General features: G+C 43.4%; 20 protein-coding genes. 10 read left to right on the top strand and 10 right to left on the bottom strand.

Annotated elements, in window-relative coordinates:
• Positions 1-73: 73 nt before the first annotated feature.
• The gene (locus V7K46_RS08165) at positions 74-1,054 is read right to left on the bottom strand and encodes an aldo/keto reductase (protein ID WP_335112045.1); all 981 of its coding nucleotides are present in this window, start codon (positions 1,052-1,054) and stop codon (positions 74-76) included.
• Positions 1,055-1,303: 249 nt separating this feature from the next.
• Between V7K46_RS08165 and ilvA the strand changes: the two genes are divergently transcribed.
• Complete coding sequence (gene ilvA / locus V7K46_RS08160; RefSeq protein WP_335112044.1) at positions 1,304-2,815, top strand: threonine ammonia-lyase, biosynthetic; 1,512 nt, start codon at positions 1,304-1,306, stop codon at positions 2,813-2,815.
• Between the two features lie 236 nt (positions 2,816-3,051).
• Here ilvA and V7K46_RS08155 read toward each other — a convergent pair whose 3' ends face one another.
• Both V7K46_RS08155 and V7K46_RS08150 read right to left on the bottom strand, forming a co-directional pair.
• Positions 3,052-4,086, bottom strand: a complete 1,035-nt coding sequence (locus tag V7K46_RS08155; RefSeq protein ID WP_335112043.1) for a hypothetical protein — start codon at positions 4,084-4,086, stop codon at positions 3,052-3,054.
• A gap of 10 nt (positions 4,087-4,096) precedes the next feature.
• On the bottom strand, positions 4,097-4,342 hold the full coding sequence (locus V7K46_RS08150) for a hypothetical protein (protein ID WP_273767526.1): 246 nt from the start codon (positions 4,340-4,342) through the stop codon (positions 4,097-4,099).
• Positions 4,343-4,600: 258 nt separating this feature from the next.
• Between V7K46_RS08150 and V7K46_RS08145 the strand changes: the two genes are divergently transcribed.
• Entirely contained in the window at positions 4,601-4,759 is a 159-nt protein-coding gene (locus V7K46_RS08145; protein WP_335112042.1) for a hypothetical protein, read from the top strand.
• Between the two features lie 96 nt (positions 4,760-4,855).
• Here the strand turns inward: V7K46_RS08145 and V7K46_RS08140 are convergent, their stop codons facing one another.
• On the bottom strand, positions 4,856-6,319 hold the full coding sequence (locus tag V7K46_RS08140) for an energy transducer TonB (RefSeq protein ID WP_335112041.1): 1,464 nt from the start codon (positions 6,317-6,319) through the stop codon (positions 4,856-4,858).
• 345 nt (positions 6,320-6,664) lie between these two features.
• Here V7K46_RS08140 and V7K46_RS08135 point away from each other — a divergent pair, with 345 nt between their 5' ends.
• Together V7K46_RS08135 and V7K46_RS08130 are read left to right on the top strand one after the other, a co-directional pair.
• Positions 6,665-7,333: a MotA/TolQ/ExbB proton channel family protein gene (locus tag V7K46_RS08135; RefSeq protein WP_335112040.1), complete on the top strand. Its 669-nt coding sequence runs from the start codon at positions 6,665-6,667 to the stop codon at positions 7,331-7,333.
• Positions 7,320-7,724, top strand: a complete 405-nt coding sequence (locus V7K46_RS08130) for an ExbD/TolR family protein (RefSeq protein ID WP_335112039.1) — start codon at positions 7,320-7,322, stop codon at positions 7,722-7,724. The genes V7K46_RS08135 and V7K46_RS08130 overlap by 14 nt, the downstream gene beginning before the upstream one ends.
• A gap of 85 nt (positions 7,725-7,809) precedes the next feature.
• Here V7K46_RS08130 and V7K46_RS08125 read toward each other — a convergent pair whose 3' ends face one another.
• The gene (locus tag V7K46_RS08125; protein ID WP_335112038.1) at positions 7,810-8,577 is read right to left on the bottom strand and encodes a thioesterase II family protein; all 768 of its coding nucleotides are present in this window, start codon (positions 8,575-8,577) and stop codon (positions 7,810-7,812) included.
• Positions 8,578-8,742: 165 nt separating this feature from the next.
• Here V7K46_RS08125 and V7K46_RS08120 point away from each other — a divergent pair, with 165 nt between their 5' ends.
• Genes V7K46_RS08120 through V7K46_RS08110 form a run of 3 tightly spaced genes read left to right on the top strand, consistent with a single transcriptional unit; the run spans position 8,743 to position 12,721 of the window.
• Entirely contained in the window at positions 8,743-9,951 is a 1,209-nt protein-coding gene (locus tag V7K46_RS08120; RefSeq protein ID WP_335112037.1) for a S8 family peptidase, read from the top strand.
• A complete protein-coding gene (locus V7K46_RS08115) occupies positions 9,948-12,452 on the top strand; it encodes an NACHT domain-containing protein (protein ID WP_335112036.1) in 2,505 nt (834 codons plus the stop codon). Before V7K46_RS08120 ends, V7K46_RS08115 begins: the two co-directional genes overlap by 4 nt.
• 41 nt (positions 12,453-12,493) lie before the next feature.
• Positions 12,494-12,721, top strand: a complete 228-nt coding sequence (locus V7K46_RS08110) for a type II toxin-antitoxin system HicB family antitoxin (protein WP_335112035.1) — start codon at positions 12,494-12,496, stop codon at positions 12,719-12,721.
• 195 nt (positions 12,722-12,916) lie between these two features.
• Here V7K46_RS08110 and V7K46_RS08105 read toward each other — a convergent pair whose 3' ends face one another.
• The gene (locus V7K46_RS08105) at positions 12,917-13,378 is read right to left on the bottom strand and encodes a globin domain-containing protein (protein ID WP_335112034.1); all 462 of its coding nucleotides are present in this window, start codon (positions 13,376-13,378) and stop codon (positions 12,917-12,919) included.
• 206 nt (positions 13,379-13,584) lie between these two features.
• Here V7K46_RS08105 and V7K46_RS08100 point away from each other — a divergent pair, with 206 nt between their 5' ends.
• Positions 13,585-15,060: a carotenoid oxygenase family protein gene (locus V7K46_RS08100; RefSeq protein ID WP_335112033.1), complete on the top strand. Its 1,476-nt coding sequence runs from the start codon at positions 13,585-13,587 to the stop codon at positions 15,058-15,060.
• 188 nt (positions 15,061-15,248) lie between these two features.
• On the opposite strand, the gene V7K46_RS08095 is transcribed toward V7K46_RS08100, so the two are convergent.
• Positions 15,249-15,503 (bottom strand): hypothetical protein, encoded by a 255-nt coding sequence (locus V7K46_RS08095; protein WP_335112032.1) that lies wholly within the window; start codon positions 15,501-15,503, stop codon positions 15,249-15,251.
• A 145-nt stretch (positions 15,504-15,648) separates the two neighbouring features.
• Between V7K46_RS08095 and V7K46_RS08090 the strand changes: the two genes are divergently transcribed.
• Together V7K46_RS08090 and miaB are read left to right on the top strand one after the other, a co-directional pair.
• Positions 15,649-16,464, top strand: coding sequence for a Uma2 family endonuclease (locus V7K46_RS08090; RefSeq protein WP_335112031.1), 816 nt, complete (start codon positions 15,649-15,651; stop codon positions 16,462-16,464).
• A gap of 124 nt (positions 16,465-16,588) precedes the next feature.
• Complete coding sequence (miaB, locus tag V7K46_RS08085; protein ID WP_335112030.1) at positions 16,589-17,953, top strand: tRNA (N6-isopentenyl adenosine(37)-C2)-methylthiotransferase MiaB; 1,365 nt, start codon at positions 16,589-16,591, stop codon at positions 17,951-17,953.
• A 105-nt stretch (positions 17,954-18,058) separates the two neighbouring features.
• Here miaB and V7K46_RS08080 read toward each other — a convergent pair whose 3' ends face one another.
• From V7K46_RS08080 to V7K46_RS08070, 3 genes are all read right to left on the bottom strand, one after another.
• Positions 18,059-20,992 carry a lamin tail domain-containing protein gene (locus tag V7K46_RS08080; RefSeq protein WP_335112029.1) on the bottom strand — a complete coding sequence of 978 codons (2,934 nt, stop codon included), beginning with the start codon at positions 20,990-20,992 and terminating at the stop codon, positions 18,059-18,061.
• 10 nt (positions 20,993-21,002) lie between these two features.
• A complete protein-coding gene (locus tag V7K46_RS08075; protein ID WP_335112028.1) occupies positions 21,003-21,173 on the bottom strand; it encodes a hypothetical protein in 171 nt (56 codons plus the stop codon).
• Between the two features lie 67 nt (positions 21,174-21,240).
• Entirely contained in the window at positions 21,241-25,011 is a 3,771-nt protein-coding gene (locus V7K46_RS08070) for a TonB-dependent receptor (RefSeq protein WP_442939812.1), read from the bottom strand.
• Positions 25,012-25,309: the final 298 nt, after the last annotated feature.

Genomic DNA, 25,309 nt, shown 5'->3' with positions numbered 1-25,309 from the left:
TAGTAATTTATATTATTTCAACTTAAACCAGGTTTTTGCAATGATTTATATTCAAATTCAGCAACGCCAAATTTCACTTAGTTTGAAAGATATTTTGTACCATTTTTTTGTCTGCATTCATCGCCGCCCTATCCAACTCTGCAATCTCATTGCCGTCTAATTCCCAACCCAATGCACCAATATTCTCCCTTGCCTGTTCCACACTCTTTGCTCCAGGGATGGGAATGGTTCCTTTACAGATGCACCAATTAATTGCTACCTGTGACATAGTTTTATTTCTAGACTGTGCCACCTCTTGTAAACATGCCAAAAGCGATCGCATTCCTGGTAATATCTGCCTAAACAGCAGACCTCGGATGCCTTTGGGCAAAGGGCCTTGCTCAGAGTATTTTCCTGTCAGTAGTCCCAAAGCTAGAGGGCTGTAGGCAATCAATTTGATTCCCAACTCATCACAAAGGTCTTTGAGCTTTAGTTGAGTGACAGGATATGTAGACAACAAAGAGTATTGAACTTGCACAGTAGTAATAGGAACGCCTCGTTCAGCAAACTTTTTCTGTACCTGCTTAAGCCGCTTAGGCCCATAATTAGATAGTCCCACTCCCTTAACCAGTCCTTGCTCATACAAATCGCCAAGACCATCTAACAGCCCTCCCTCTTGCCAAGGAGCATAGTTTGCTGTAGACCAGTGCATCTGTACCAAATCTACGTTTCTTCCCAGGCGTTGGGCAGATGATTTGCAAGCTTTTACCATTGACTGACGTGTCCATCTCCATGGGTAAGCAGCAAGCTTAGTAGCAATACAAATATTTTCTTTACCTGAACCTACATATTCTCGGTTGAATCGTCCCAGGAGTAACTCACTGCGACCATTCAATCTCCCAGTTCCGTAAGAATCACCTGTATCAAATAAAGTCACAGCGTTGTTTACACAAAGGTTAAAGACGGCTTGCAACTGGTCATCCATACTTTCGTTATATCCCCAAAGCAGTTGGTTGCCCCAGGCCCAAGTCCCGCAGCCCATGCTTGGCAGGGAGAGTTGTTGGAGAGTCTGCATCTTTGCTCTCTGTAGATTGCCTTATTAATTATCAGGCATATAGCAGTAACGCGCGAGTAGCATGATTATCAAGCAAATCAGGAGAACCTTCTAATACTTGTGCAACGTTGCCTATTTTGTTTTAAAAATTTACATAGTTGAGTCTCTCTCTATAATCCATCCAAGATGCAATCGGTGAATTAAAACCAGTGCGATCGCTTGTAACGTAAAATTAATTTCCATCTGACATTTGCTAACACCTTGACACCCATGTATTGCGACTACCTCATCCAAATTCTGACTGCCCGTGTGTACGATGTTGCCCAGGAAACACCACTTGAGTATGCCCCAAATTTGTCTGCACGGCTGAATAATCAACTCCTGCTGAAACGTGAGGATATGCAGTCAGTATTTTCCTTTAAACTGCGGGGTGCTTACAATAAAATGGTGCAACTGCCACCAGATATATTGGCGCAGGGTGTAATCGCAGCGTCTGCGGGGAACCATGCTCAAGGGGTTGCCCTTGCAGCCCAGCGCTTAGGAACCAGAGCGATTATCGTCATGCCAATAACCACACCCCAAGTCAAGGTGGATGCGGTTAGAATGAGGGGCGGAGCAGTCGTGTTACATGGAAATACCTACGACGATGCTTATAGCTATGCCCGTGAATTAGAAGTAGAAAAAGGGTTGACCTTTATTCATCCTTTCGATGATCCGCATGTAATTGCTGGACAGGGAACAATCGGGATGGAAATTTTACGGCAATATCAGCAACCCATCCATGCAATTTTTGTCGCGATTGGAGGGGGCGGATTAATTTCTGGGATTGGGGCTTATGTGAAACGGTTGCGTCCGGAAATCAAGATTATTGGCGTTGAACCAGTAGATGCTGATGCGATGTCTCAATCGCTCAAAGCCGGACATCGGGTGCGCTTGTCCCAAGTCGGCTTATTTGCTGATGGCGTGGCGGTGCGGGAAGTAGGTGAAGAAACCTTCCGTTTATGTCAGCAGTATGTAGATGAAATCATTCTGGTGGATACAGACAAAACTTGTGCTGCAATTAAAGACGTGTTCGAGGATACGCGATCCATTCTAGAACCAGCCGGTGCATTAGCGATCGCAGCTGCCAAAGCCTACGCAGAACGAGAACAAATCGAAGGACAAACCTTAATTGCTGTAGCCTGCGGTGCAAACATGAATTTTGATCGCCTCCGCTTTGTGGCAGAACGGGCAGAGTTGGGCGAACGCCGCGAAGCTATCTTTGCAGTCACAATTCCTGAGGAACGGGGAAGTATTCGTCGGTTTTGTGAATGTATTGGCAATCGTAATCTTACTGAGTTTAATTATCGCATTGCCGATGAAAAAACAGCCCACATTTTTGTCGGTGTGCAAATTCAAAACCGGGCCGATGCTGCAAAGATGGTAGAAAACTTTGAAGCTCAAGGATTTGAAACCCTTGATTTAACAGACGACGAACTAACTAAATTACATCTGCGGCACATGGTGGGTGGGCACTCTCCCCTGGCTCACAATGAATTGCTCTACCGTTTTGAGTTTCCCGAACGTCCCGGCGCATTGATGAAGTTTGTTACTTCCACCAGTCCCAACTGGAATATTAGTCTTTTTCACTACCGCAACAACGGGGCAGACTACGGACGAATCGTTGTTGGTATCCAGGTTCCCCCCCACGAGATGAAAGAGTGGCAAGCTTTTCTCGATAACCTGGGCTATCGCTATTGGGATGAAAACAAGAATCCGGCATACAAGCTGTTTTTGGGATAGGGGAGTGGGGAGTAAGAATTTTAGATTTTAGATTTTGGATTTTAGATTAAAATTTAATCCAAAAGACGCTCTTGCTAGCAAGATCCCCGTTCGCGCTAGCGTCTTTGTTGGCGCAGCCTCTCCGTCAGGAGAAGGAGAAGGGGTACGCGGACTCGCTAACGAGCGAAGCCATGCCGCAGGCTTTACGCTCCGCTATCGTCAATCCAAAATCTAAAATTGAATTGCCCAATGCCAATTTAGCGAGAACTAGCCTCCAATATCAGATTGGAGTCCCAAGTATAGAAGCCAATTTGGTTAGGAACCCTAGAAAATCTGCCTGTCCGATAGCCTCTAGATAATTCATTCAGCACCTTATTTTTGATCTCTCTAAGTTGCTGAGAATCTAGTTCTCCATAAATTCCGGCAATGACTTCAGCAACGCTGAAAACTTTACCTGGATTTTGTTCTAACAGAGAGGTGAGGGCATCAATTAGGAATTGACCCTCAAAGGTTTTGAGCATCGGTACTGTTTTTATCGAGGGTAGGAAAGGCTTCTTATTTTTGTTTTTGATGCTCCTAGAAACACCATTGCGGTTACTTGGGGCTACCAAACTTAAATCCAGAGTATAACAACCTGGTTCATCGGGAATAGTTACCCAGTAATTCCTTTCTCTGCCTTGGGTGAGGGAAGATTGAACCCTACCTTTAACTACTTTGAATAGATTGGAATCCAACTCTCCATAAAGCGATCGCACGATAAAATCAATATGACAGACAGTGCCTATCTGCTCTTGCAATAGCTGTTTTATGGCTTCCATTCGCGAGAGAGCGTGATCATACTGGGGTAGCATGGGGATTTCCGCCACCTTCGTTGAACTATCGTTGTTCTCTAGGGCGATCTTTGGATCTGGCGATGTAGTTGAAGATTGACTCTCTTTTGTATCAACAGCAGAAAAAGAATTATCTATCTCAACCTTATCTGAGTCTGCGAGTTCTGATACAGACTCCACCAAGTTGATTTCGTCGATGTCATCAAGAGGTGATAAAAACCGCAAAGAGCCTTGTTGAGAAAAATTTGAGGTTTCATCAGCTGTAGTCAGACTTGATATCTGCTTGTTTGTATCAGAAAAAGACCAGTTAGACAACAACGCTTCTACATGATCGAGCTGCGATCGCGCTTGCACAAAAAGGCGTTCATACTCTTCTGTAAGGCGAGCATAATAGTCTCGTAATTCCAACAGTGGTGAAACAAAGGTGCCCGGAGGTGGTTCTAATTGTCCATTTTGAGTCATAAGGCTTCAATCAATTTAAGTTGATGTCACTTTTGTAAGACATTGGTCTGGGTTTTGCTTTGTGAGATGTTGGTTGGGATTTCTTAGGCGGTTGGGGAGGGCGACATCTCTCACAATATAAAGGTCGAGGTCCGAAAGTCTCGCGTTTTGTCAGATCGTTACACTCTTTACAGACAAACTGGAAAACACGAGTATGAATCTGTCTTTTGTGCGCCCTGACAGTATATTCCCTAACATCAATGAATTTACTTGCCATAATCAGGAATTGTGAATTGCCGTCGGATCAATGTCTTATCAATATAGCTATTCAAGCAAATCAAACTGCATCAGTGTGTGTTTATGTAGAAGTTTTATTCAAATCAGTGAATTTGACGCCTAGCATAAAGTGCAGATGAGCAACTTGAGAGTTAGCCATTGACTATCCTCTCACCATATAATTTGATGAGCAAACACTACCATTCCTTAGGTGCAGGCGATGAAAATCGCCCTGATCAGAGAAATAGGGGATGGGTAAGTGGGAAGTACGGGATTATTCACTTCCACTTCCACTTCCATTGATTGGCAAATCAAGCGATCGCCAGTGTGTCTAATTGCCCATCATAAAATTACCGCACTCCTAACCCCTCTTCCTCATGGTAGAGGGATGATGGTTAACGTAGCCATTCGGATCTAAAAAACAACCGCCTCCTAAAAACAGGAGGCGGCGATCGTCGCTAATCAAAGTATGATTTTTGTAAGTTTTGTCCTTCTACTAATAGTCTTTGACAGACTACGGCTGACTGGGAGCAGCAGGTTGTGATTGAGGTTGTGGGCGTAAGCGCCGCAAAGATTCCCGCAACTTGTTCTGACTGGTGTTTTCTGTTCGCCGCCGCCGAGTTGGGGTTGCTTGTGGCTGTTGTGATGAATTGGTAGCCGCTCGTTGACGCTGGATGCTGCGTAGGGAGTCTCTGGCACTTCTTTGAGTGCGATTTATCCTCGCTTCAGATGATGAGCCTGAGGTAATAATTTCTCGTCTTTGAGGTTCCAACCGTCTACTCAATCCAGATATTGCTGGTCTTGTGGCTGTAGCTTGATTAGATGAGGGTGTCAACTCTCTGCGCCTACGTCTTGGATTTTCTGGTGTGGAGTTAGCAGCAGCTGCTGCCTGCTGGGTTCTCTCTTGTGCTTCTCTTTGTACTTGCCGTTCTTGAACTTGGCGCGATCGCCGTGAACCTTTTATGGCAAATTCAGTGGCTATGGACACCCCTTGTCTACCACCATCTGCGGGTTTTAATTTCCAGTCACGCGCTTGTCTGGCAGTTTCTTCATCTAAATCGCGGTTTCCACTGGAGCGAGCAATCCGTACATTTGTCACATTGCCTTGTGCATCAGTATCAACAGCTACTTCTACTCTGCCTTCCACTCCTCGCCGTCTTGCTGCATCAGGATACTTGGCACTACATTCACGGCAGGCTGCACGACCATTAACGTTACCTGAACTGTTAATTTGTGGAGGTGTTGGCACTATTGGCGCTGTTGCTACTGTCGGACGGTTTCCTACTCCATTGCCTATACCACTGCCAATTCCTGAGCCAATTCCTGAACCTCTACCACTGCCAATTCCTGAGCCAATTCCTGAACCTATACCACTGCCAATTCCTGAGCCAATTCCTGAACCTCTACCACTGCCAGAGCCTGTACCTGTACCTGTACCTGTACCTGTACCTGAACCTGTACTTAAAGCAACGCCAGAGCCAGAGCTACCAGAGTTATCTGTCAGGATTGAACTACCACCGCCACCGCCGCCACCGCCACCGCCGCTCTGAGGAACAACAGTTTTCACGGGGACTTCTGGCTTGGGAGCAATTTCCCTATTTGTTGGTTGTGGGTTTTGAGTAGTTTGTTTTGGTTGTTGTTCAACTGGCTGAATTTTTGGTCTTTCAATCAATTCTTGTACTGGTTTTTGTACTGGTAGAGTTTCTATAGGCTGTTTTTGAACAATTTCTGGTTGTTTTTTAGGTTCTTCGGGAATTTTTTCAAGTGGTTTTTCTGGTTCTGGAGTCGGAGAATCTATGATCGCAACCTCTATTGGTTCATCATTCTCTTCAGGCACTCTCGTCAAATAATTACTTATGCCTGAGGACAGTACGCCGATATGCAGCATCAGTGAACCTATCAGACTGAAAGCCAGAAAAGACTTGAGAGCCTCAACTTCTTTGGAACGTTGCTCGACAGTAGTGCCGGAAAAACTCATAGCTATTGCTACCTATTCTCACTAATTTAGTCATCTTAAAATGCATGGTTGCAAATATCAAGTAAAAAATTAAAATTCTTTCCGGCAGTGTTATGGAACAGCAGACTACTCAAAAAAATATCTTTGATAAATACTGTTAATATCATGATTTCTAGATAAAATTAATTTTTGTATTTATTAAAATAATTTATATAAAAACAAAAAAGAGTAAACAAATATAATGTTATTTACATATATTTGAAAAAGTTCTGATTATATCTTAAACTCTATTGAGAAAAAGTTTCATTTTTTCGCTTGATTCTGGTAGTCTAATTTTGTATTGTTGATGACGTTTAGAGGCACTACATGGGAATTCAAAATTTGTTTGCAGCAGGCGGTGTGGTCATGTTGCCCCTGTTGCTGTTTTCGGTGTTGGCAGGGGCACTAATGATTGAGCGGGCTAAGTTTTGGCTACAAATTGGTAAGCGTCAAAACCGGGTGGTGCGAGAGGTTTTAAATCTTTATCGACTTGATAATCTCGTTAGTGCTGTTGATAAGCTGCAAAAAAATGTAGATTTACCTATAGCACGCATTTTTCTGGCTGGACTACAGCTAGAAAGACCGACTCCAGAAAAATTTCGTTTGGCTTTGAAAAGCGAGGCGCAAGCAGAAATCCCTACACTCAAGCGGTTTCAACCTGTATTTGACACCATTATCGGTTTAGCGCCTCTGTTGGGACTTCTCGGCACAATTTTAGGATTAATTCGCTCATTTGCTGGACTGAATGTTGGTGATGTCGGAGCTACTAAAACTGGTGCAGTCACTGCTGGTATTAGTGAAGCTTTAGTTGCTACCGCCTCAGGATTGATTGTGGCTATCTTTGTGCTTTTAGGAGCCAGCATCTTCCGGGGACTATACCAGCGGCAGATAACAATGATTCAAGAGTACGGCGGACAGTTAGAAATACTGTTCCTCGATCGCTATGAACAACACGATCGCTACGAACAACAGGAGAAGTCTTATGGATCTAGATGAGAATGAACCAGATTTAGCACCATTTATAAATGTAGTACCTCTGATTGATGTAATGTTTGCCCTTTTGACATTTTTTATTATGTCAACGCTGTTTTTAACACGCTCAGAAGGATTACCAGTAAATCTACCGAAGGCAGCCACGGCGAAGGAACAGCAAATTCCCACTAAAGTTACCATCACAGTAGATGAAAAAGGTCAGGTAAGCCTAAACCGCGATCCAATAGCAGTTAATGATTTAGCAGCGCGAGTGCGGACTTTAGTTGGTTCTAACCCAGATGCATTGGTGATTATTAATGCTGATCAAAAAGTCTTGCACGGTGAGATAGTGGGGATAATGGATCAAGTCCGTCAAGTGAAGGGAGCAAGGTTAGCGATCGCTACCCAAAAATAAACAGTAGAAATATTATGCAGAAGAAGTTCAGAGAGTCAGGAAAATTATATACTCTGACTCCTAACTCCTTCTTATCTAATTACTACTACCAGCTACGCTTACAAATCTGCAATTCTTGAGATATAAGTTTTAATAATAATTCTTGGTGGGAATGGATAAAAAAGTGGTCACCATTAAATTCATGTAATGAAAAAGCAGCGATAGTCTGTTCTTGCCATGCTTGCATCTCCTCATGAGTAACTTCTTGGTCTTGCAAACCACTAAAAACAGTAATAGGACACTTCAATGGCTGTTTTTGAGTGTAAATATAAGTTTCCAGAACTGCAAAATCTGCCCGCAAAATAGGGAGGAATATCTGCATCAGTTCCGGGGTTTCTAGTACTGCTTTGGGTGTACCGTTAAGACTGTGTAGCTCGTTGATCAAATCAGGGTCTGATAGGACGTGGAGGGGTGGTTTTGTCAAGGGGATTTGCGGGGCGCAACGAGCAGATATGAAGAGGTGAAAGGGAGCAAGACTATACTTAGAGCGAAGTAGATGGGTCAACTCGAAGCTAACTAATCCGCCCATACTGTGACCGAAGAAGGCGAATGGTTTGTCTAAGTATGGCATGAGAACTGGAGCGATCGCTTCAACAAGAGGTTCTAATCGCGTCAAGGGTGCTGACTTAATCTGTCTTCCCCGTCCCGGATATTCCACTGCACAGACTTCGACATTGCTAGGTAGATTATTAGGCCATGTGCGAAAAATCGCCGAGTTCCCACCAGCGTAAGGGAAGCAGAATAAACGCAAGTTGGCTTGAGGATTTGGTTGGGGACAGATAACCCAGGAATTGAAGCTTGGTGTAGTTGTCATAATAGACCCGGAATTAGCTGTTTCACCTTTTGTAGCTTATAGAACCTGCTTTATATCATACCAAATCCCTGCATAAGGGCAGGTATTTATTACTATGAAAACGGTAAAAAATGTCATAGTGTATTCGTGCAGACATTTTGCTTATTTTATAATAAGGAGTCTTTGATGAGTGTTTATATTATTCGACCCAAAGCAACATCATTAGCGCGATCGCTAAAACTTGGATTTAGAAAATTTACACCAGAAAGCCGTAAGGCGCAAGTTGCAGAAGTTGTAAATTTTTGGCAAGAAGATCCAGTACACGAACAAATTGAAGACTGGTTGGAAGATGCACAAAAGGACACAAGCGAAGTAGCAAAGTATCCAGATTACTCAGGGATTACTGGTGCAAGTGTTGTCGAAATGCCGGATGAAGAAGCCCAAAGGATGCGTGAAGAGTTACCCAATGTCTTAATTTTACGCGATCAGCCGATTGAGTTGATTGAGCCACAACGGAATGCAAATACTAAAGATGAACTCACCAAAAATGAATTGTGGCATTTGGATGCGATCGCTCTCAACATAGCACGTCAAAATGGATTTACAGGCACTGGGAAAAGCATCACCATTGCTGTTCTCGACACAGGTATCGACTCAACCCACCCAGAATTACAAGGCAAGGTAACTGAATCTTATACTTTTAATGATAGAAGTAAGCAAATCCAGTTAACAACTTCTCAAGATACTGATGGTCATGGTACTCACGTAGCTGGACTAATTTGTGGTCAGCAGGTTGGCGTTGCACCAGAAACTAAATTAATCGACGCCCTACTTATCCCAAGAGGTACTGGAAACTTATCAAACTTTGTGATGTGGCTGGACTGGCTAGCACTTCGAGTAGACGTGAATATTGCCAATATCTCAGCTGGTCTTCCTACATATGCTTATGAAATGAGCGATGTCATTGATACTCTACTGGCAGTTGGTATACTCCCTGTTTGTGCTGTTGGTAACAATGGACGTAACAATACTAGAACACCAGCAAACTGTCGGAGTTCAGTTTCAGTAGGTGCGACAAACTTTAATAGTAAAGTTGCCGGTTTTAGCGGCAGTGGCAGGATATCTGTTAATAATCATTCTTATGACGTTCCCTATTTGGTTGCACCTGGAGAAGGAGTTTATTCATCAGTTCAAGGTGGTGGTTATGAAGCTTGGGACGGAACTTCAATGGCAACCCCAATCGTTTCTGGTGTAGCAGCGTTAATCTTAGAGAAGTATGGTAAGCAAATTCCGGTATTGGATTTAATTGACGGACTGCTCACAAGTTGTCAAGATTTGGGACATGATAAGGAACGCCAAGGTAAAGGTTTAATTCAGGTAACGGCAGCCCTATGAAACTTAACGAAAGTCAAATTGCCAAAATTGACCCTCTGCTTCAGGAAGTTTTGACGGGGGCTAAGGGAAATGAGGTAATTCGGGCAATTATGAGTTTAGGGGACGAAAATCAAATCAGATTAAATGCTAGCAATTCATCGCTGAAACCTCAGCAATTTTCATCATCTGACGCTTATCGACAGGCATTAATTGATCAGCGCAAAAGCCAACTTGCTTTAACGCTGGGTGATACTATCGAAGAACTCCAGGAACTTTCTTTGAAACCTGTTGGAGGTGGACTCAGCCGCGTTGTGGTTGTAGAAGGTTCGGCTGATGCGATTTTAAGCGCGTTGGCACTGTCTGGAGTTAACCATGTCACTTTAGACCAGCTGATTGCACTGCCGGAAGTTGCACCAGATGCAGCAGTTAAACATTTTGCTGATATTTATATAAACACACTTGACCGCCCACTAGATGAGAAAACCACAAAATTAATTTATCAAGCATCTGAGCAATATATTATTAACTACCACAAGCGCCATAACAAGTTGCAAATATTGGGAATGCAACAGCCTGTAGATTTGGATTCAATCTACACAGCTGTGCAATGTTTGCAGCCAGATGATATCCGGCGATTTGAATCAATTGAAGGCTTAGAGAATTTTTTCCGCGAAACTGGAAAACGCGGGTTTCAACTTGAAAAGGCTGGTAAGCAAGAGGGCATTAAAGTTGCCAATCAGCAGCAATATCTGATGGTACTCGGCGCACCGGGTGCAGGTAAGTCTACATTTTTGCGGAAGATAGGACTAGAAGCACTCAAGGGCAAATCTGGTGAATTGCAATATGAATGTATTCCGGTTTTTATTGAATTAAAACTATTTACCGAGAGTAATATCAATATTGAGAAAGTAATTAGACAAGCATTCAGATTGTGTCAGTTACCATTATTTGAAGAATTTACTACTAAAGCTTTACAACAAGGCAAGTTATTAGTTTTGCTGGATGGTTTAGATGAAGTGCCAACGGGAAATACTGATTTAGCAATTAGGCAAATTCAAAAATTTTTTGAGCAATACAAAGATAATCGGTTTATTATCTCTTGTCGAACTGCTGCCTATAAATCGCAGTTTAGAAAATTGATGGAAATTGCCATCGCAGATTTTGACGATGCTCAAATTCAGCAGTTTATTCAAAATTGGTTTTCTTCAGAGGTAGATAGACAAGCCGGAACTGCTGACAAGTGCTGGGAGTTAATCAAAAACCAAGAATCAACTAAAGAATTAGCTAGAACTCCTGTATTGCTAACTTTTCTCTGTTTAGTGTATGACGAATCTCAAGACTTGCCTAAAAACCGAGCTACGCTTTACAGTGATGCTCTTGATATATTACTCAAAAAATGGGCGGCTGAAAAACGGATTCAAACCGATCCCATTTATCGTCGGCTTGGCATCGATTTAGAGAAAATCATGCTAGCTGAGATTGCATATCACAGCTTTAAATCAGAGCGGCTATTCTTGTCTCACCAAGAACTTGTGAGTCAAATTAAAAAGTTTCTGCACAATAACGACAATGCGCCCAAGGATTTAAATGCTGAAGCAGTTTTAGATGCCATCGCAATTCAACAAGGAATTTTAGTAGAACGAGCAAGGGATATCTATTCATTTTCTCATCTCACTTTACAAGAATATTTAACAGCGCAATATATAGATAACCATCGTCAAGTTGAGAAGTTAGTCACTGAACACCTAATAGATGAACGTTGGAAAGAAGTGTTTTTACTGGTAGCTGGGTTAATGGGTGGCGGTGCAGATCAGTTGCTGTTGTTGATGGAAAAAGAAGCGCAAAAATATATTCAAAACAAGAAATGGCAAATATTTCGCACGTCTAAGTTGCAAGGTTTACTCAGATGGGCAGAACAAATAACAGTTGGATCTGAAGGAAATTATAAACCTGTGGGTAAACGTGCAGTTGCGATCGCCATCGGCTACGCCATCGCCAACGCCATCGCCAACGCCAACGCCAACGCCAACGCCATTGCCATCGCCATCGCCTACGCCAACGCCATCGCCTACGCCAACGCCATCGCCATCGCCATCGCCATCGCCAACGCCAACGCCATCGCCATCGCCATCGCCATCGCCAACGCCAACGCCATCGCCATCGCCATCGCCATCGCCGAGGCTATTGAATACACTGGTGAACTTGAGAAATTAAAAATCTTCAACAACGTTGATTGTACTACACTGGTCGCTAAATTAAAAGCACTGGAAGCTAAAGTTCCTGATGATAAACAGCCAAGGGAAGTGCGTCTGGCATTTGCTGAACACCTGCAACAAACCTTACTCAAAGCTTTCCATCTTACGCCAGAAATGGTCAACTTATCTAAGCAAGAAGCAGAGGCATTAGAAAATTACCTCTACGCCAATCACCTTATTATCCAGTGCAAACAAGCAGCAGTGCGGGTATCGCCCCAAACCTGGAAAGCAATTGAGGCGCGGATGTTGTTGGTTCCAGGTGGTTAAGCAACAATATAAAAATGAAAAGATAGCCAAATAAACGCTCCATGAGTTCATCACAACAGGCTAAGGATAGAAAAACTCGAACCTTTACAGCAATCTTGCATTGGGAAGAGGATGTTTATCTAGCTGAATGTCCAGATGTAGGAACCGCCAGCCAAGGAGAGACGATAGAAGAAGCGATCACTAATTTACAAGAAGCAACGAAACTATATTTAGAAGAGTTCCCGCTTGCTGAAGTTGCTACCCTAAAAGTTTTAATTAGGAAAATTTAAGTCGTTGTAGCAAACACTTAAGCTGTTGTTGTAAATGCTGAAATTGTTGTAACAAACACTCAAGCTGCTATAAAAAAATTTAAGCTGTTATTACGACAACTTAAGCTGTTGTTATAAATGCTCAAGCTGTCGTTAGAAACGTTTAAATTGTCGTAACCAACACTCATGCTTTTGTTATGACACTAAGTCTTGGCGTTAGGAATGCACAAGCTGTGGTTTTTTCTCTACAACCACATATATATCATGTTCTCTGTTGATAAACACCTGAGACAATGCCTGATAAGCTTCACTCCAAGCTACCATCACTTCTTCTGTAGCAGCTTCCCCTAAAACATCTTTCATTGCTTGCAGTAAACTTTCTCCGACAATAGGATATTGCTCTGGTGTAACATGGGTTTGCACATGACGATGAGCAATCTTTTCCACCATCGATTTTAAAGCTGGTAGATTATCAATTTGGGCAGCATAGCCATAAACTGCTGTAGCCAACCTTGCAGACTGAGAACCATTTGCTTGAGCAGACATATCAAATTGCTCTCTGATTTCTGGATGGTTACGAAACATAATTTCATACATCCGAGTTGTGATTTGCTGTCCGTTCTTTTTCAAGACAGGTGCTGTAGATTTGACGATATCTATTGTTTGTTGGCTAATCATAGTTTTTTGAACCACTTGGAATGTTGATTGACTTTAATTTAGTGGTTATTCCCATTCGTTACTATGAGCTAGCTCAGTTAACGAGTAATATCATGTCAAAGCCTCTATACCTCTACAGCTAGAGGCATTGTTAAAAAATCGCAATAAAGATAAAAATGTCAGAATGCAGTTATGTACATCGATAATTTATCAAGTGACAATTTTATATGCATACCATTGAAAGAAAGTCAACAACAAAAGCCTGGGCAGGTGCGATACCTTCGGTGAGCTTTCCTGCGGAACGCTGCGCGAACGCTAACGCAGAACCGGCAAAAGAATTTTCCTCTACGCAATTGCCAATTCTTTCTGGCAAAATCCCAGATGGCTTGCGTGGCACACTTTACCGCAATGGCCCCGCACGGCTAGAACGCGGTGGCATTCAGATGGGACACTGGTTTGATGGAGATGGAGCAATTCTGGCTGTAAATTTTACCGATGCAGTCGCAACCGGGGTTTATCGCTACGTGCAAACCTCTGGCTATCAAGAAGAAGCCGCAGCAGGTAAACTACTCTACGGCAATTATGGTATGACTGCACCAGGCCCAATTTGGAATCAATGGCAAAAGCCGATCAAGAATGCTGCCAATACCTCAGTGCTAGCGCTTCCAGATAAACTTTTGGCACTGTGGGAAGGTGGTAAACCCCACGCCCTTGATTTACAAACTTTAGAAACTTGGGGCGAAGATGATTTAGGGGGGTTAACTAAAGGATTAAGCTATTCCGCGCATTGTAAGCATGACGAGCAAACAGGGGAGATTTTTAACTTTGGCATCAGCCCTGGACAAAATGCGACGCTTAATATTTACAAAAGCGATTCGACTGGGCGGATTATCCAACAAGCTGCATACCAGCTAGATGGTGTACCATTAGTGCATGATTTTGTTTTAGCAGGACAGTATCTTGTATTTTTCATTCCGCCAGTGCGGTTGAATGTCTTACCCATGCTAATAGGGACAAGCAACTATAGTGATTCGCTAGAGTGGCAACCTAAATTAGGAACTCAGATTTTAGTTATTGATCGGGAAACTCTATCTGTAGTCAGTCGTGGAGAAACCGAACCTTGGTATCAATGGCATTTTAGCAACGGTTATGTAGATGCTAGCGGTTCAGTAATTGTGGATATTGCCCGTTATGAAGATTTTCAAACTAACCAATATCTCAAGGAAGTGGCTACAGGTAAGACTCACACCCCAGCTAAAAGTACACTAACGCAAGTTCATCTGCATCCCCAAACTGGCAAAGTTACGTCAATTCAGCAACTATTAAACCGACATTGTGAATTTCCAAATGTACCACAGCAAAACGTGGGGCTAGCTTCTCGATACACATATATGTCAACATTCCGCTCAGAAACAGATATTAGCCAAGAAATATTAAATGCGATCGCTCGCTTCGACTACAAAACCGAAACCCTCACGGAAGCAGACTTAGGAGAAAACCGTTATCCTTCAGAACCCATCTACGCCCAAGACACCCAAAACCCTGAACAAGGTTGGGTGCTAACTGTTGTCTACGATGGTAATTCTCATAGTAGCGAAGTTTGGGTATTTGATAGCGATCGCCTGGATGCCGAACCCGTTTGCAAACTAGGATTACCCAGCGTCATTCCTCACAGTTTCCACGGCACTTGGAACCCAGCTTAACAATTCAAAATTCAAAATTCAAAATTCAAAATTAAAGACATTTTCAGACGGGGATTTAAACCCCGACTGAAACTGATACTACATGACGTAGGGGTTTTAAACCCTTTAATTTACGATAAAAGTTAGAAGTTATGAGTTATAAGTCAAGAATTCAATACTTACTTTTAACTCATAAAAGAACTAGAGTTTCAGAGAGTTGTTGCATAAGTCCTAAAATTAAATTTGGCAATGGCAATGCGTCTCTCTACAATGCCAATGCATCTCTCTGCAATGCCAATGCATCCCCCTACAATGCCAATGCATCCCCCTACAATGGCAATGCGTCTCTCTACAATGGCAATGTATCCCTCTGCAATGCCAATGTATCCCTCTACAATGCCAATGCGTCTCTCTGCAATGGCAATGCGTCTTTCTGCATTTAAAAAAGCTACGATTTTATGCAAAACTGTACTTAGCAATTAGCAAAGATGTGTATACAATCTCTTCAAAATCATCTAAAGATAAGTATTTTGGCAAAATTGGGATACTCCCCCATCCCTGTGCTGGAAACGATAAAATAAAAAATAAACTTACATTCATGCTGTGTTTATGGCAACCCAACTCAGCAAAGCCAAATCACCAACAGAACTGGTAATATCTTGGGAAGCGTTGCCCAACGACTTTCAACTAGAGGATGAACCAGTGGAGAATACCGATCAGCCAATTTTGGCTGGTGCTTTGCGTGAAAGTCTAGAAATCAGTGGATTCATTCAACCCCAGATGTTAATAGCCTCAAATTTTGGTCTTTGTGCGACTGTCAACGGGCAATTTATTGCGAAAGCACCTGACTGGGTTTATGTGCCGTCGGTTAATGAAGTTGTAAATAATCGGAAAAGTTATACACCCAATTTAAAAGGTGATATCCCGGCGATTGTTATAGAATTCCTATCCGACACTGAGGGCGGGGAATATTCGGTAAAGCGAACTTATCCACCAGGAAAATGGTTTTTCTACGAGCAAATTTTACAAGTTCCCATCTACGTGATTTTTGAACCAGATAGCGGTTTATTAGAATTTTATCAACTAGAAAATAGACGCTATGAGTTAAAGCAACCTGACGAAAATGGTCGTCATTGGGTTGAGACAATGGGCTTATTTTTGGGAACTTGGCAAGGAACAAAAGAAGCTCGAACTGGTTATTGGTTGCGCTGGTGGAATGAAGCTGGTAATTTGTTACCTTGGGCTGTGGAACAAATTGAACAAGAACGTCAACGCACCGAACAAGAACGTCAACGCGCTGAACAAGAACATCAACGTGCTGAACAAGAACGTCAACGCGCTGAACAAGAACGTCTGCAAAAAGAACAACTAATTGCTTATTTGCAATCTCAGGGTATTGACCCAAATAATTTGGCTGCGTTCTAGTAGAAAATAAAAAGTTACTAATAACTCCAAGATTTTGTTTTCGTAGGGTGCGTTAGTGACAACCTAACGCACATAGAATAAAAATAAACCTTATATACATTACGCTGATTAAGCATAATTGCCCATGACCTCCTCTAAACGCCACTACCACATTACTACCTTCGGTTGTCAGATGAATAAAGCTGACTCAGAGCGCATGGCTGGCGTTTTGGAAGACATGGGCTTTGAATGGTCAGAAGACCCGAATAATGCAGATGTGATTCTCTACAATACCTGCACAATTCGGGATAATGCCGAGCAAAAGGTATATTCCTATCTCGGCAGACAAGCGAAGCGCAAGCATGAGCAGCCTGATTTAACTCTAATTGTTGCTGGTTGCGTTGCCCAGCAAGAAGGTGAAGCGCTGTTGCGGCGAGTCCCAGAGTTAGACTTGGTAATGGGGCCCCAACACGCCAACCGCCTCAAAGATTTGCTGGAGTCAGTCTTTGACGGCAATCAAGTTGTTGCAACCGAGTCTGTTCATATTATTGAAGATATCACCCAGCCGCGACGGGATAGTAAAGTAACAGCTTGGGTAAATGTAATCTACGGCTGTAACGAACGCTGCACCTATTGCGTGGTTCCCAATGTGCGCGGTGTGGAACAATCTCGCATACCGTCAGCTATCCGGGCTGAGATGGAAGAATTAGGACGGCAAGGTTACAAGGAAATTACTTTACTCGGTCAAAATATTGACGCTTACGGCAGAGATTTGCCGGGAACAACAGCAGAAGGTCGGCATCTGCACAACTTCACAGATTTACTTTATTACGTGCATGATGTGCCAGGGATTGAAAGGCTAAGATTTGCTACTAGCCATCCCCGTTATTTTACAGAGAGATTAATTAAGGCTTGTGCTGAGTTGCCCAAGGTGTGCAAACACTTTCATATTCCCTTTCAATCTGGGGATAATGAACTTTTAAAGGCGATGGCGCGGGGTTATACCCATGAGAAATATCGCCGGATCATCGATACGATTCGGCGGTATATGCCAGATGCTTCGATTAGTGCTGATGTGATTGTCGGTTTTCCTGGGGAGACAGAAGCACAATTTGAAAATACCTTGAAACTGGTGGAAGATATTGGCTTTGATATGTTGAATACAGCAGCATATTCGCCGCGTCCAGGGACACCTGCCGCTTTGTGGGACAATCAATTGAGTGAAGAAATTAAAAGCGATCGCCTCCAACGCCTGAATCATTTAGGAAACTTGAAAGTAGCAGAGCGATCGCAACGTTACTTCGGACGCATTGAATCCGTTTTAGTAGAAGACCAAAACCCCAAAGATAAAACTCAAGTTATGGGACGCACTGACGGTAATCGTCTGACATTCTTCAGTGGCGACATCCAAGAATTGAAAGGGCAGTTAGTGAAGGTAAAAATTACTGAAGTTCGCCCTTTTAGTTTGACGGGTGAACCAGTTGAAATAAGACAAGCCATGCCAGTATGAAAAAGAGGGGCGTAATCTCATATTTAAAATACTTGCTCTGTACCGTATAAGGAAAAGTTCTTCTTCCTTTACCCCTGCTCCTTATCCCTTTTCCCATCTTCAAAGCTATTTCACCTTAGAGCGGAAGCGGACAAAGCCGTAAAAATCTTTGACGAGATTGGGTAAATCTGGACTCCGCGTAATATTCACCACCACCGCTCCATTGGTGTTAGCACCGCAGTATGATGGGGCTGCCTCGTTAGTAGCATAAAAGCGTCCGCGATCTGCATCCTCTACATTGCTGAGGTAAACTGTGGGACTGCTAGAACCAATAGCAAGAGCTATACCTTGATCTGCTCCTGCTAAACCGCCATCACGAGGAGTACTACCATTAAAGGCAGTGGGAATAAAAGTAGTATTGGTAGGAACCAAATCGCAGAATTTAACATTAGTAGCATCACTTGGGCCCTTAGAAAGGAAGTAAATAGTATATTCCAACTCATCTCCTGGCTTAACAGTGCCACCATTAATCAATCCCCGCAGGTAGCTAGCAGGCCATTTTGTATCGTTATCATCAGAAGCATAGGGTTCTGGGACATAATTGGCCGCAGTAATAGCAACGTCGCTACGACCATCCACAATATCGGTTAAATCTTGGTTGTTGATGCGGGTGATGCGTTTTACTAGCAGCAGTTTAGGAGCAACACCGTTATTGTTCTTGCCAACGCTGGTAATCCGACTACCTGTAGCATCAGTGTTTATGGTTGGTAAGTAGTTGGGACACCGGGTTTTGGCGTTCCCACTAGTAGTTGCTTCCCAGCAAGCACTAGCATTTGTATCTTGGCCATTGGGAGTCAAGCTGATAGATTGTCCAGCGCTAGCGCCAACTAGAGAAGACTGATAAGTATTGTCCCAGAGATTAAGAACACTTGAGGGAGGTGTATTAACCTCACTACCACTGCCGTATGCGATATAGTCAATAATTTTATCCTGGTTATCGTACAACCAAATATCATCACCAGAGTTGTTGAGTTTGGGAGTTTGTCCTAACCAAGCTTGAAAAGCTGCTCCTGTTGATTGATGATTGACGTTGTTATCCCCAATCCAAATCACAGCATATTTCCCTGGTTGTAAAGTTGTGCCGTTAGGAAATGTATAAGTAAACCCGTTAGTACTATCATTATCACTAGCAGTTAGGTGTCCATCTGCTAACTTCAAACCACTTAAATCTACAGTTGATGAGGAAGCATTATAAAGTTCAATAAACTCATCGTTAGTGCTAGTAGTAGTACCCGTTTCGCTATATAAAACTTCATTTATTATGATTTTGCCAACGTTGGATGAAACTGCATCAATAATATTAAATGGAGTTGGTTGAGTTTGACCAGGATAATAAGTCCATAAATCCAACCCTTTAGCATCTCCAAAAGAGCCAGAGCATGATGCGTTAGTATTACCAGCGCTACCAGACTGACCAAATTTCCGGTCATTGCTGGCGGTGTCAAAACCGTTAATCGGGTCGCTAAAGGCTGGGTTTGGTGGAGCAATACCACAAAGTACTTGACCGACAGTACCAACGGTAGAACCGCCGATGGTTTTATAACCCCGGTCGTCATAAAATCCTCTGGTGTTGCCGAGTGGATTAGTGGCATTCAACATTGTAATGGTAGGGCCGCCAGTAAAATTGTTTTCCGCATCTAGCAAGGGAAAGTGATATTCACCTCCAAAGGTTCTGACTCTGACTTTATAATTACTGCTAACTGGAAAAAAATTACCACTGTTATCTTTACCATCCCAACTAACCGCTTGCTGTCCTGTTGTGGTCATAATCCCTCGCAGAAGACGGTTTTGTGAGTTGGTCGGATCAAAATTACTACCGTCTCGGCTGATAATGAGTTCATAAATACCTGTGACATTGCTGCCAAAGTTAAAAGTACCGCCTGTACCGTAAGAACTATTATTTCCTGTAACTGTGCCGTTGAATTGTAAGTTACTGATAAGAGGAATAATTGGGCTAAGGGGAATGCCACTTCCATCTGAACTGCCATCTGATTTGTAACGTTCAATGTATGGAAGTGCGCTGGCGTCGATGGAGTTGAAAAAGGTAGGATATTGGGGACGAGCCAAGCTAACACCACCTTGGGGATTTGTCAGTTGACCATCCCCCCCTAGTAGGTCATGATAGAGAGGCGTTTTACCATCACTATCAAAAAAGCCAGTCTGATTACCATAGAGAACGAATCCATTCGGGTCTGTACCCCTGAGTTCTACTTTATACTGAAATCCATCTAGGGTCACAGGATAGACAGGGAAGTTGAGATATCTACCGTTATTACCAGTAAATAAAGCCAGATAATAGCTGAATAAGCGTCCGTTTAAGTCAGTTGTTGAAGTTTGGTCGTTACTACGTAGTGTTACATCCCAAGCTGCAACACTACTTCCTTGTTGAGCATTAAAGTTGTTCGCGTTGGCCAAATTAATTTCACCAGTTGGAGCAATTTCACTTGAGGAGTTGCCGCCCAAAGGTCCGTAAAAAACGATATCATAAACTCCAGTGGATGGAGCCTTGTAATAGCAGGGAATATAACCGCTGGGATTACCTCCACCAGAAATAGCACGGGGGCCATTTAACTCCTGTTGGCGAGTTGAGATAACCCCTCGTCCAGCTTGAGAAGTACATACAAAATCTGGTGTGCTAGGAACAGTTTCACTACCAATACTTCCACTGACACGACCGGGATTGTAAACGCGGATATCACCATTACTTATCCCAACTGCGCTGGAACCCAAAAGAATGTACTCATCTTTGTTGGCGTAGACCTTAAGCAAGGTTCGTCGCAGCACAAGATTGCCATAAGTGTTGGTACGCCATTCCAGGTTAGCTCTGCTACTGCTGGCTGTGGCGCTACTGGGATATAGTGTGCGACTACCTTCAGCTTGAGCAGCTTGTGTCCAGCAATTCAGGGCGCACAGTGATAGAGCAAGACTACTTAGTAGTCTTTTATAGCGTTTGGGGAGTCTATTGTTGAGCGATAAAAAATGTTTTAAAAGTAGACTCATTTATGCTTTACTAGCTCCTGATTACGTTTGAATGAGTGCGATCTATTACATTCATGGCTGATTCAGAGGTTCCACGCTGGTGGTGCGCCGCTTTTAGGTTTCCCATTCTGTAAGAAAATCTACCATCTTGATTCATATTCACTGTGGCGATCGCTCTTAAATTCTTAAATAAAAATTTCATATTTACTATCTGCGTATCATTATGGAAATCAGTTGTAGATACGTTACATTGCAACGTATCTACACGTTTAAATGGATGCATCTGTTTGTACTCTTGCTCCTCTGGTCTTTTGTTGGCGTAATTTCTCTACCAGGGTTTGCATCGGAGATTTTTGTTGCTGACGCGCTATAGGCTTTTGCTGTCCAAAGCCATCAAATAATTCGTTGAGCTTGACGCTTATACCCAAATATGCGCCCCCTGCAGAACGTGTTCCTGAGAAATCTCGGTCATCAACTTTACCAAACACATATCCAGCCGAAACGCGCAGGTTAGGCGTGAGGTAGTAGCCTGTTTCTATGACAAACCCTGTTTCGCTGTAGCTAGACTGACTAATTACACGAGCTTCACCCACTAAATCCCAGCTATATCCCAAACGATAGGTTGCCCGGAATTGTGCCAGATTTACTGTACTCGTACCAGCTAAATCGCTGGCTATGTAAGAAGTACTGTTACGCAGAGCATATTTGCCGTAGAATTCCCATTGCCAGTTAGGAGCATAAATAGCTTCTAAGGCAAAAGTATGGTCTTGGGAACCCGTACCACTACCTAAGAGGATGGTGTCAGGAATAGTTGCCGGATTTTGGCGATATTCATAACGCAATAAAGCATTAAATTTATCGTTATTGGGGTCGCGGTAGGCTAAACCTAGCTTCAGGTTAGCTGTATCTCCCAATCCTGAAAGTTTTTGATTGGAAGAACCGGCTTGTTGATAACGTACCAAGGCTGTGAGAGCCGGAGAAATTTTACCCGTAACACCTGCGGTAATTACTGTATTACCACCACCAGAAGAGGAACGATGTTCGTAACGAGCGCTGGCTTGAAACTGCGGATTATCAGAGTACTCCAGCCCCACACTGTAACTATCGCCCCCATCAAATCCGATCGCAGATGCTGATTGACCAAAGGCGAAGGGTTGGGCATATTGTTGACCAGCCGCAGTTCGTCCAAAGAAGTTGCCAAATACGTGTTCGTAAGCAACGTTCAGCCGCAATCCAGAAGCAATAGTCCAGCGATTATTTAGACCAATCGCCCCTTGGGTAGTCATTTCGTTAGCACCACCCAAAATTGAATAACGACCAGTCAAAGTAGTATTTGGTCCGAGTTTGTGTTCACCATTGACACTCAAGCTGGTGATGGAATTACCCGAATATTGACCGCTAGTGTAAAACTGTTGGGCCAGACTGATATTGACACCAGGAATTGCTGCCCAATTCAACCCTAAGATGGTACGGTCTGGGTAAACAGTATCTTTTTGGGAAGATAAACTCAGTTCATTTTGGGCTTGGAAAGTCAGATTCTTAGCGATGGGAACTGAAAAACGCGATCGCAATTGATCAGAATTACCACTCAGGGCGCTGTCGGGGATGCGGTCTTCCCGATGACGATGAATCCAATCCACATCAAGGGTAGCGCTACCCAAGCGTTGTTGAATCCCAGCGGAAATTGTCGTCAGTGAATTATCAACATTGCTCCCAGGTATGGCCTCAGAACGGGGTGCAAACAGTTCTTCAAAGGTGTCTAGGGGTTGGGGAGCAATCCCAAAGTTGTCTTCGTGGTCATATTGCGCCCTAACGTTGGTACTTGAGGTGAGTTTAGCTGTAACCTGCGCTCCATAACGGGTTTGTCCTGGGACAAAGCTGATAGTGGAATTATTAGCAAAACCTGTATCAGCAAAGCGATAATAGGCACGACCTAGAATCCCATTGGTAATTTGTCCCTCAGCTTCCAACCGATACGCATCACCCCTGATTTTTCCCACAACATCAGAATCATTAGTGGAATGGGCATATTCTGCGATTAACTTACCTTGATCACCCAAAGCAATCAGTGCATCTGCACCATAGAGTTGAAAGTCACGCACCCCGTGATTTTCTTGGACGTAAGTTGTACCGATCCAACTTTCCTGATTAAGTTTGCGGGAAAGGTTATATTGCAGACGGCCAGCATAGATATTGCTGTCAGAATCTTGGCTGTCATATTGGTAGGTAACAACAATCCGGCGTACTAACACTTGTCCAGTTTGATCAATATCGGTGCGAAGAATAGGTTCGCGGAATAATAAGGTACCGCGATCGTAGTCAATTTCGTAGTCTGGGCCTCGATTAAGCTGTTTGTGTTCTAGTACAGTCCCAGGACGATTGAGTTCTTCTAACTCGATAAAGACATTTTCACTACCTGGTTGTAGTAGTCTGCGAGAGAGGAAGTAATAACCGCTAGTGCCATCGGGAGGAATAGTATCCCGTTGAAACCCTTCTAAGTGATTGCCATACAAACCTGTAATTTGTAAGTTGCCTAAGTTGTAGTTAGCTTTAAAGCCGTGGAGTTGACGGGTGATAGAAGTAAATTGCTGCGATCGCCGCGCAAATTCTTCTGTGTTGTAGTCACCCCACATGGCATAATCAGGATCAGATCCGGGGATACGAGTTGAACGCTCAAAACGTAGAAAGAAGCTGTCTATAGAAGGAGCGGTGGCATCAACTTTGGAGCTATCGCCGTAGACAGGATAATTTTGCTCGCTGAATTGGTAAGTTTTAAACAGGCGATTATCGCAGTTGCAATCTTCATTGAGGTTACGAGAACTGTTGTATGCACCTGTAAACAACCATTCCCCGATCGCACCAGTGGCAAATATCGCTGAATGGAAATCTAATTGCGTTCTGTTGTCTTTGTCAGGAGGGAGGAAATCACGGAAGCTGCCGTAATAATCTGTACCTCTAGCGCCCAAACGTAAATCTATTACCCCACTAACCAAACTCGGACGTAGTGCAGTTTCAAATTGCAGTTGGGTAAATGCTTCTAAATCATTAGCGATCGCGCGAATTCTGACAGTTTGGGCATTCAGTTGCGATCGCAAAATCGCTGTAAATTGCCCCGCTTTCGCCTCTACTTGAAATCCGGGTTCATCCGGTTTGAAGTCTTTCCCAACAAACTCCCCAGCAGTAGGTATCAGAGTGATAACAGCATCACGGTTAGAGCGATTACCACTTGCATCAATGAGTTTACCCCGGATTGTCGCCGTGGAACGTCCATCCGCCGGGATACGAGACTCAACTGTTTCTAAAGTTAGTTGTTGTGGCGCTCCCCGAACTGCGACTTGCACCGTTACGGGGGGTTCTGTTCCTCCAACAACTTGTGCAGAGATGGTGTTTGCACCTTCTTTTAACGAGACACCATACCATGTCTGCGTTACCAATTTGGTAGTGGCATCAGTTTCCGTTCGTCCCACTAAAGAAGAGTCTACCAACGCCCCATTTACCCGTAATTCCACCTGACTTCCAGTGGGAAATTGCACAATTACTGTGGTAGCTGGTACATCTACAACACTATTAGCTGCCGGAGTCAGGATTTTTATTGCTGTAGACATAGGGAGAGTGGGAGACACGGGAAGATTTTCATTCACCCCTTGTCTTCTTGTCCCTGCGTCCTCTACTCCGGCAATTTTGCGTAAGCCTCTAGGCAAACCTACGGAAGTTGCTGGTTTAAATGGTTGTATTTCCGTTGAAGAAGCTTGAAACTGTGTATCGGTGTCTTTGCGTGCGTCGTTCTTGTCCTCGATTCCGGCTATTTTGCGTAAGCCTCTGGGTAAATCAACGGAAGTTGCTGGTTGAAATGCCTGTATTTCCGTTTCAGTTGACTGGACACCTGGAATTGAAGTATCAGTAGCTGGTGCTGGAGAAGTTAAGGCAACTTCGAGGAGTGGAAATTGCTGCTCAGAACTTTGTAGGAGATCGGGAGAATTTGGGCGTTGCTCAATTCGACTGTGAATCATTCTCGTGATCTCTGCGCCTTTGTCCAGCATTCGCTTGGCAGTTTGAACGGAGGTTCCCTGCTCAACGTACTGCTTCCCCAATGCACTACCTTGTCTTTGCGTCAGTTTTTCATATTCTGATTCCCCTTTGCCAGAATTTGAACCTGTACTTTTTTCAACCCCTTTGTCTTGATCCGCTTGATCTTTGATAGCATCCTCTGCTTGCAAAGAAGAATCAGGAAAAACCTGGTTTTCATGGATAATTTCTGCTTTAACTATGGCAGGATAGAAAACGAGGCTGAGAGCTACTGGCATTACCCCCATCATCTTCAGGTGAAATATAGTTGCA

Source organism: Nostoc sp., assembly GCF_036917395.1.
Lineage (GTDB): Bacteria > Cyanobacteriota > Cyanobacteriia > Cyanobacteriales > Nostocaceae > Nostoc.
Note: the sequence above shows the minus strand (reverse complement) of the source record. Positions and strands in the feature narration are given on the sequence as shown.

Excerpts from the sequence above, each read along its gene's own strand:
- V7K46_RS08120 (WP_335112037.1), top strand. The coding sequence starts at position 8,743 with ATGAGTGTTTATATTATTCGACCCAAAGCAACATCATTAGCGCGATCG.
- V7K46_RS08105 (WP_335112034.1), bottom strand. The coding sequence starts at position 13,378 with ATGATTAGCCAACAAACAATAGATATCGTCAAATCTACAGCACCTGTC.
- miaB (WP_335112030.1), top strand. The coding sequence starts at position 16,589 with ATGACCTCCTCTAAACGCCACTACCACATTACTACCTTCGGTTGTCAG.
- V7K46_RS08115 (WP_335112036.1), top strand. The coding sequence starts at position 9,948 with ATGAAACTTAACGAAAGTCAAATTGCCAAAATTGACCCTCTGCTTCAG.
- V7K46_RS08165 (WP_335112045.1), bottom strand. The coding sequence starts at position 1,054 with ATGCAGACTCTCCAACAACTCTCCCTGCCAAGCATGGGCTGCGGGACT.
- V7K46_RS08110 (WP_335112035.1), top strand. The coding sequence starts at position 12,494 with ATGAGTTCATCACAACAGGCTAAGGATAGAAAAACTCGAACCTTTACA.
- V7K46_RS08135 (WP_335112040.1), top strand. The coding sequence starts at position 6,665 with ATGGGAATTCAAAATTTGTTTGCAGCAGGCGGTGTGGTCATGTTGCCC.
- V7K46_RS08070 (WP_442939812.1), bottom strand. The coding sequence starts at position 25,011 with ATGCTGGACAAAGGCGCAGAGATCACGAGAATGATTCACAGTCGAATT.
- V7K46_RS08075 (WP_335112028.1), bottom strand. The coding sequence starts at position 21,173 with ATGAAATTTTTATTTAAGAATTTAAGAGCGATCGCCACAGTGAATATG.
- ilvA (WP_335112044.1), top strand. The coding sequence starts at position 1,304 with ATGTATTGCGACTACCTCATCCAAATTCTGACTGCCCGTGTGTACGAT.
- V7K46_RS08100 (WP_335112033.1), top strand. The coding sequence starts at position 13,585 with ATGCATACCATTGAAAGAAAGTCAACAACAAAAGCCTGGGCAGGTGCG.
- V7K46_RS08155 (WP_335112043.1), bottom strand. The coding sequence starts at position 4,086 with ATGACTCAAAATGGACAATTAGAACCACCTCCGGGCACCTTTGTTTCA.
- V7K46_RS08140 (WP_335112041.1), bottom strand. The coding sequence starts at position 6,319 with ATGAGTTTTTCCGGCACTACTGTCGAGCAACGTTCCAAAGAAGTTGAG.
- V7K46_RS08125 (WP_335112038.1), bottom strand. The coding sequence starts at position 8,577 with ATGACAACTACACCAAGCTTCAATTCCTGGGTTATCTGTCCCCAACCA.
- V7K46_RS08080 (WP_335112029.1), bottom strand. The coding sequence starts at position 20,992 with ATGAGTCTACTTTTAAAACATTTTTTATCGCTCAACAATAGACTCCCC.
- V7K46_RS08150 (WP_273767526.1), bottom strand. The coding sequence starts at position 4,342 with ATGGCAAGTAAATTCATTGATGTTAGGGAATATACTGTCAGGGCGCAC.
- V7K46_RS08090 (WP_335112031.1), top strand. The coding sequence starts at position 15,649 with ATGGCAACCCAACTCAGCAAAGCCAAATCACCAACAGAACTGGTAATA.
- V7K46_RS08130 (WP_335112039.1), top strand. The coding sequence starts at position 7,320 with ATGGATCTAGATGAGAATGAACCAGATTTAGCACCATTTATAAATGTA.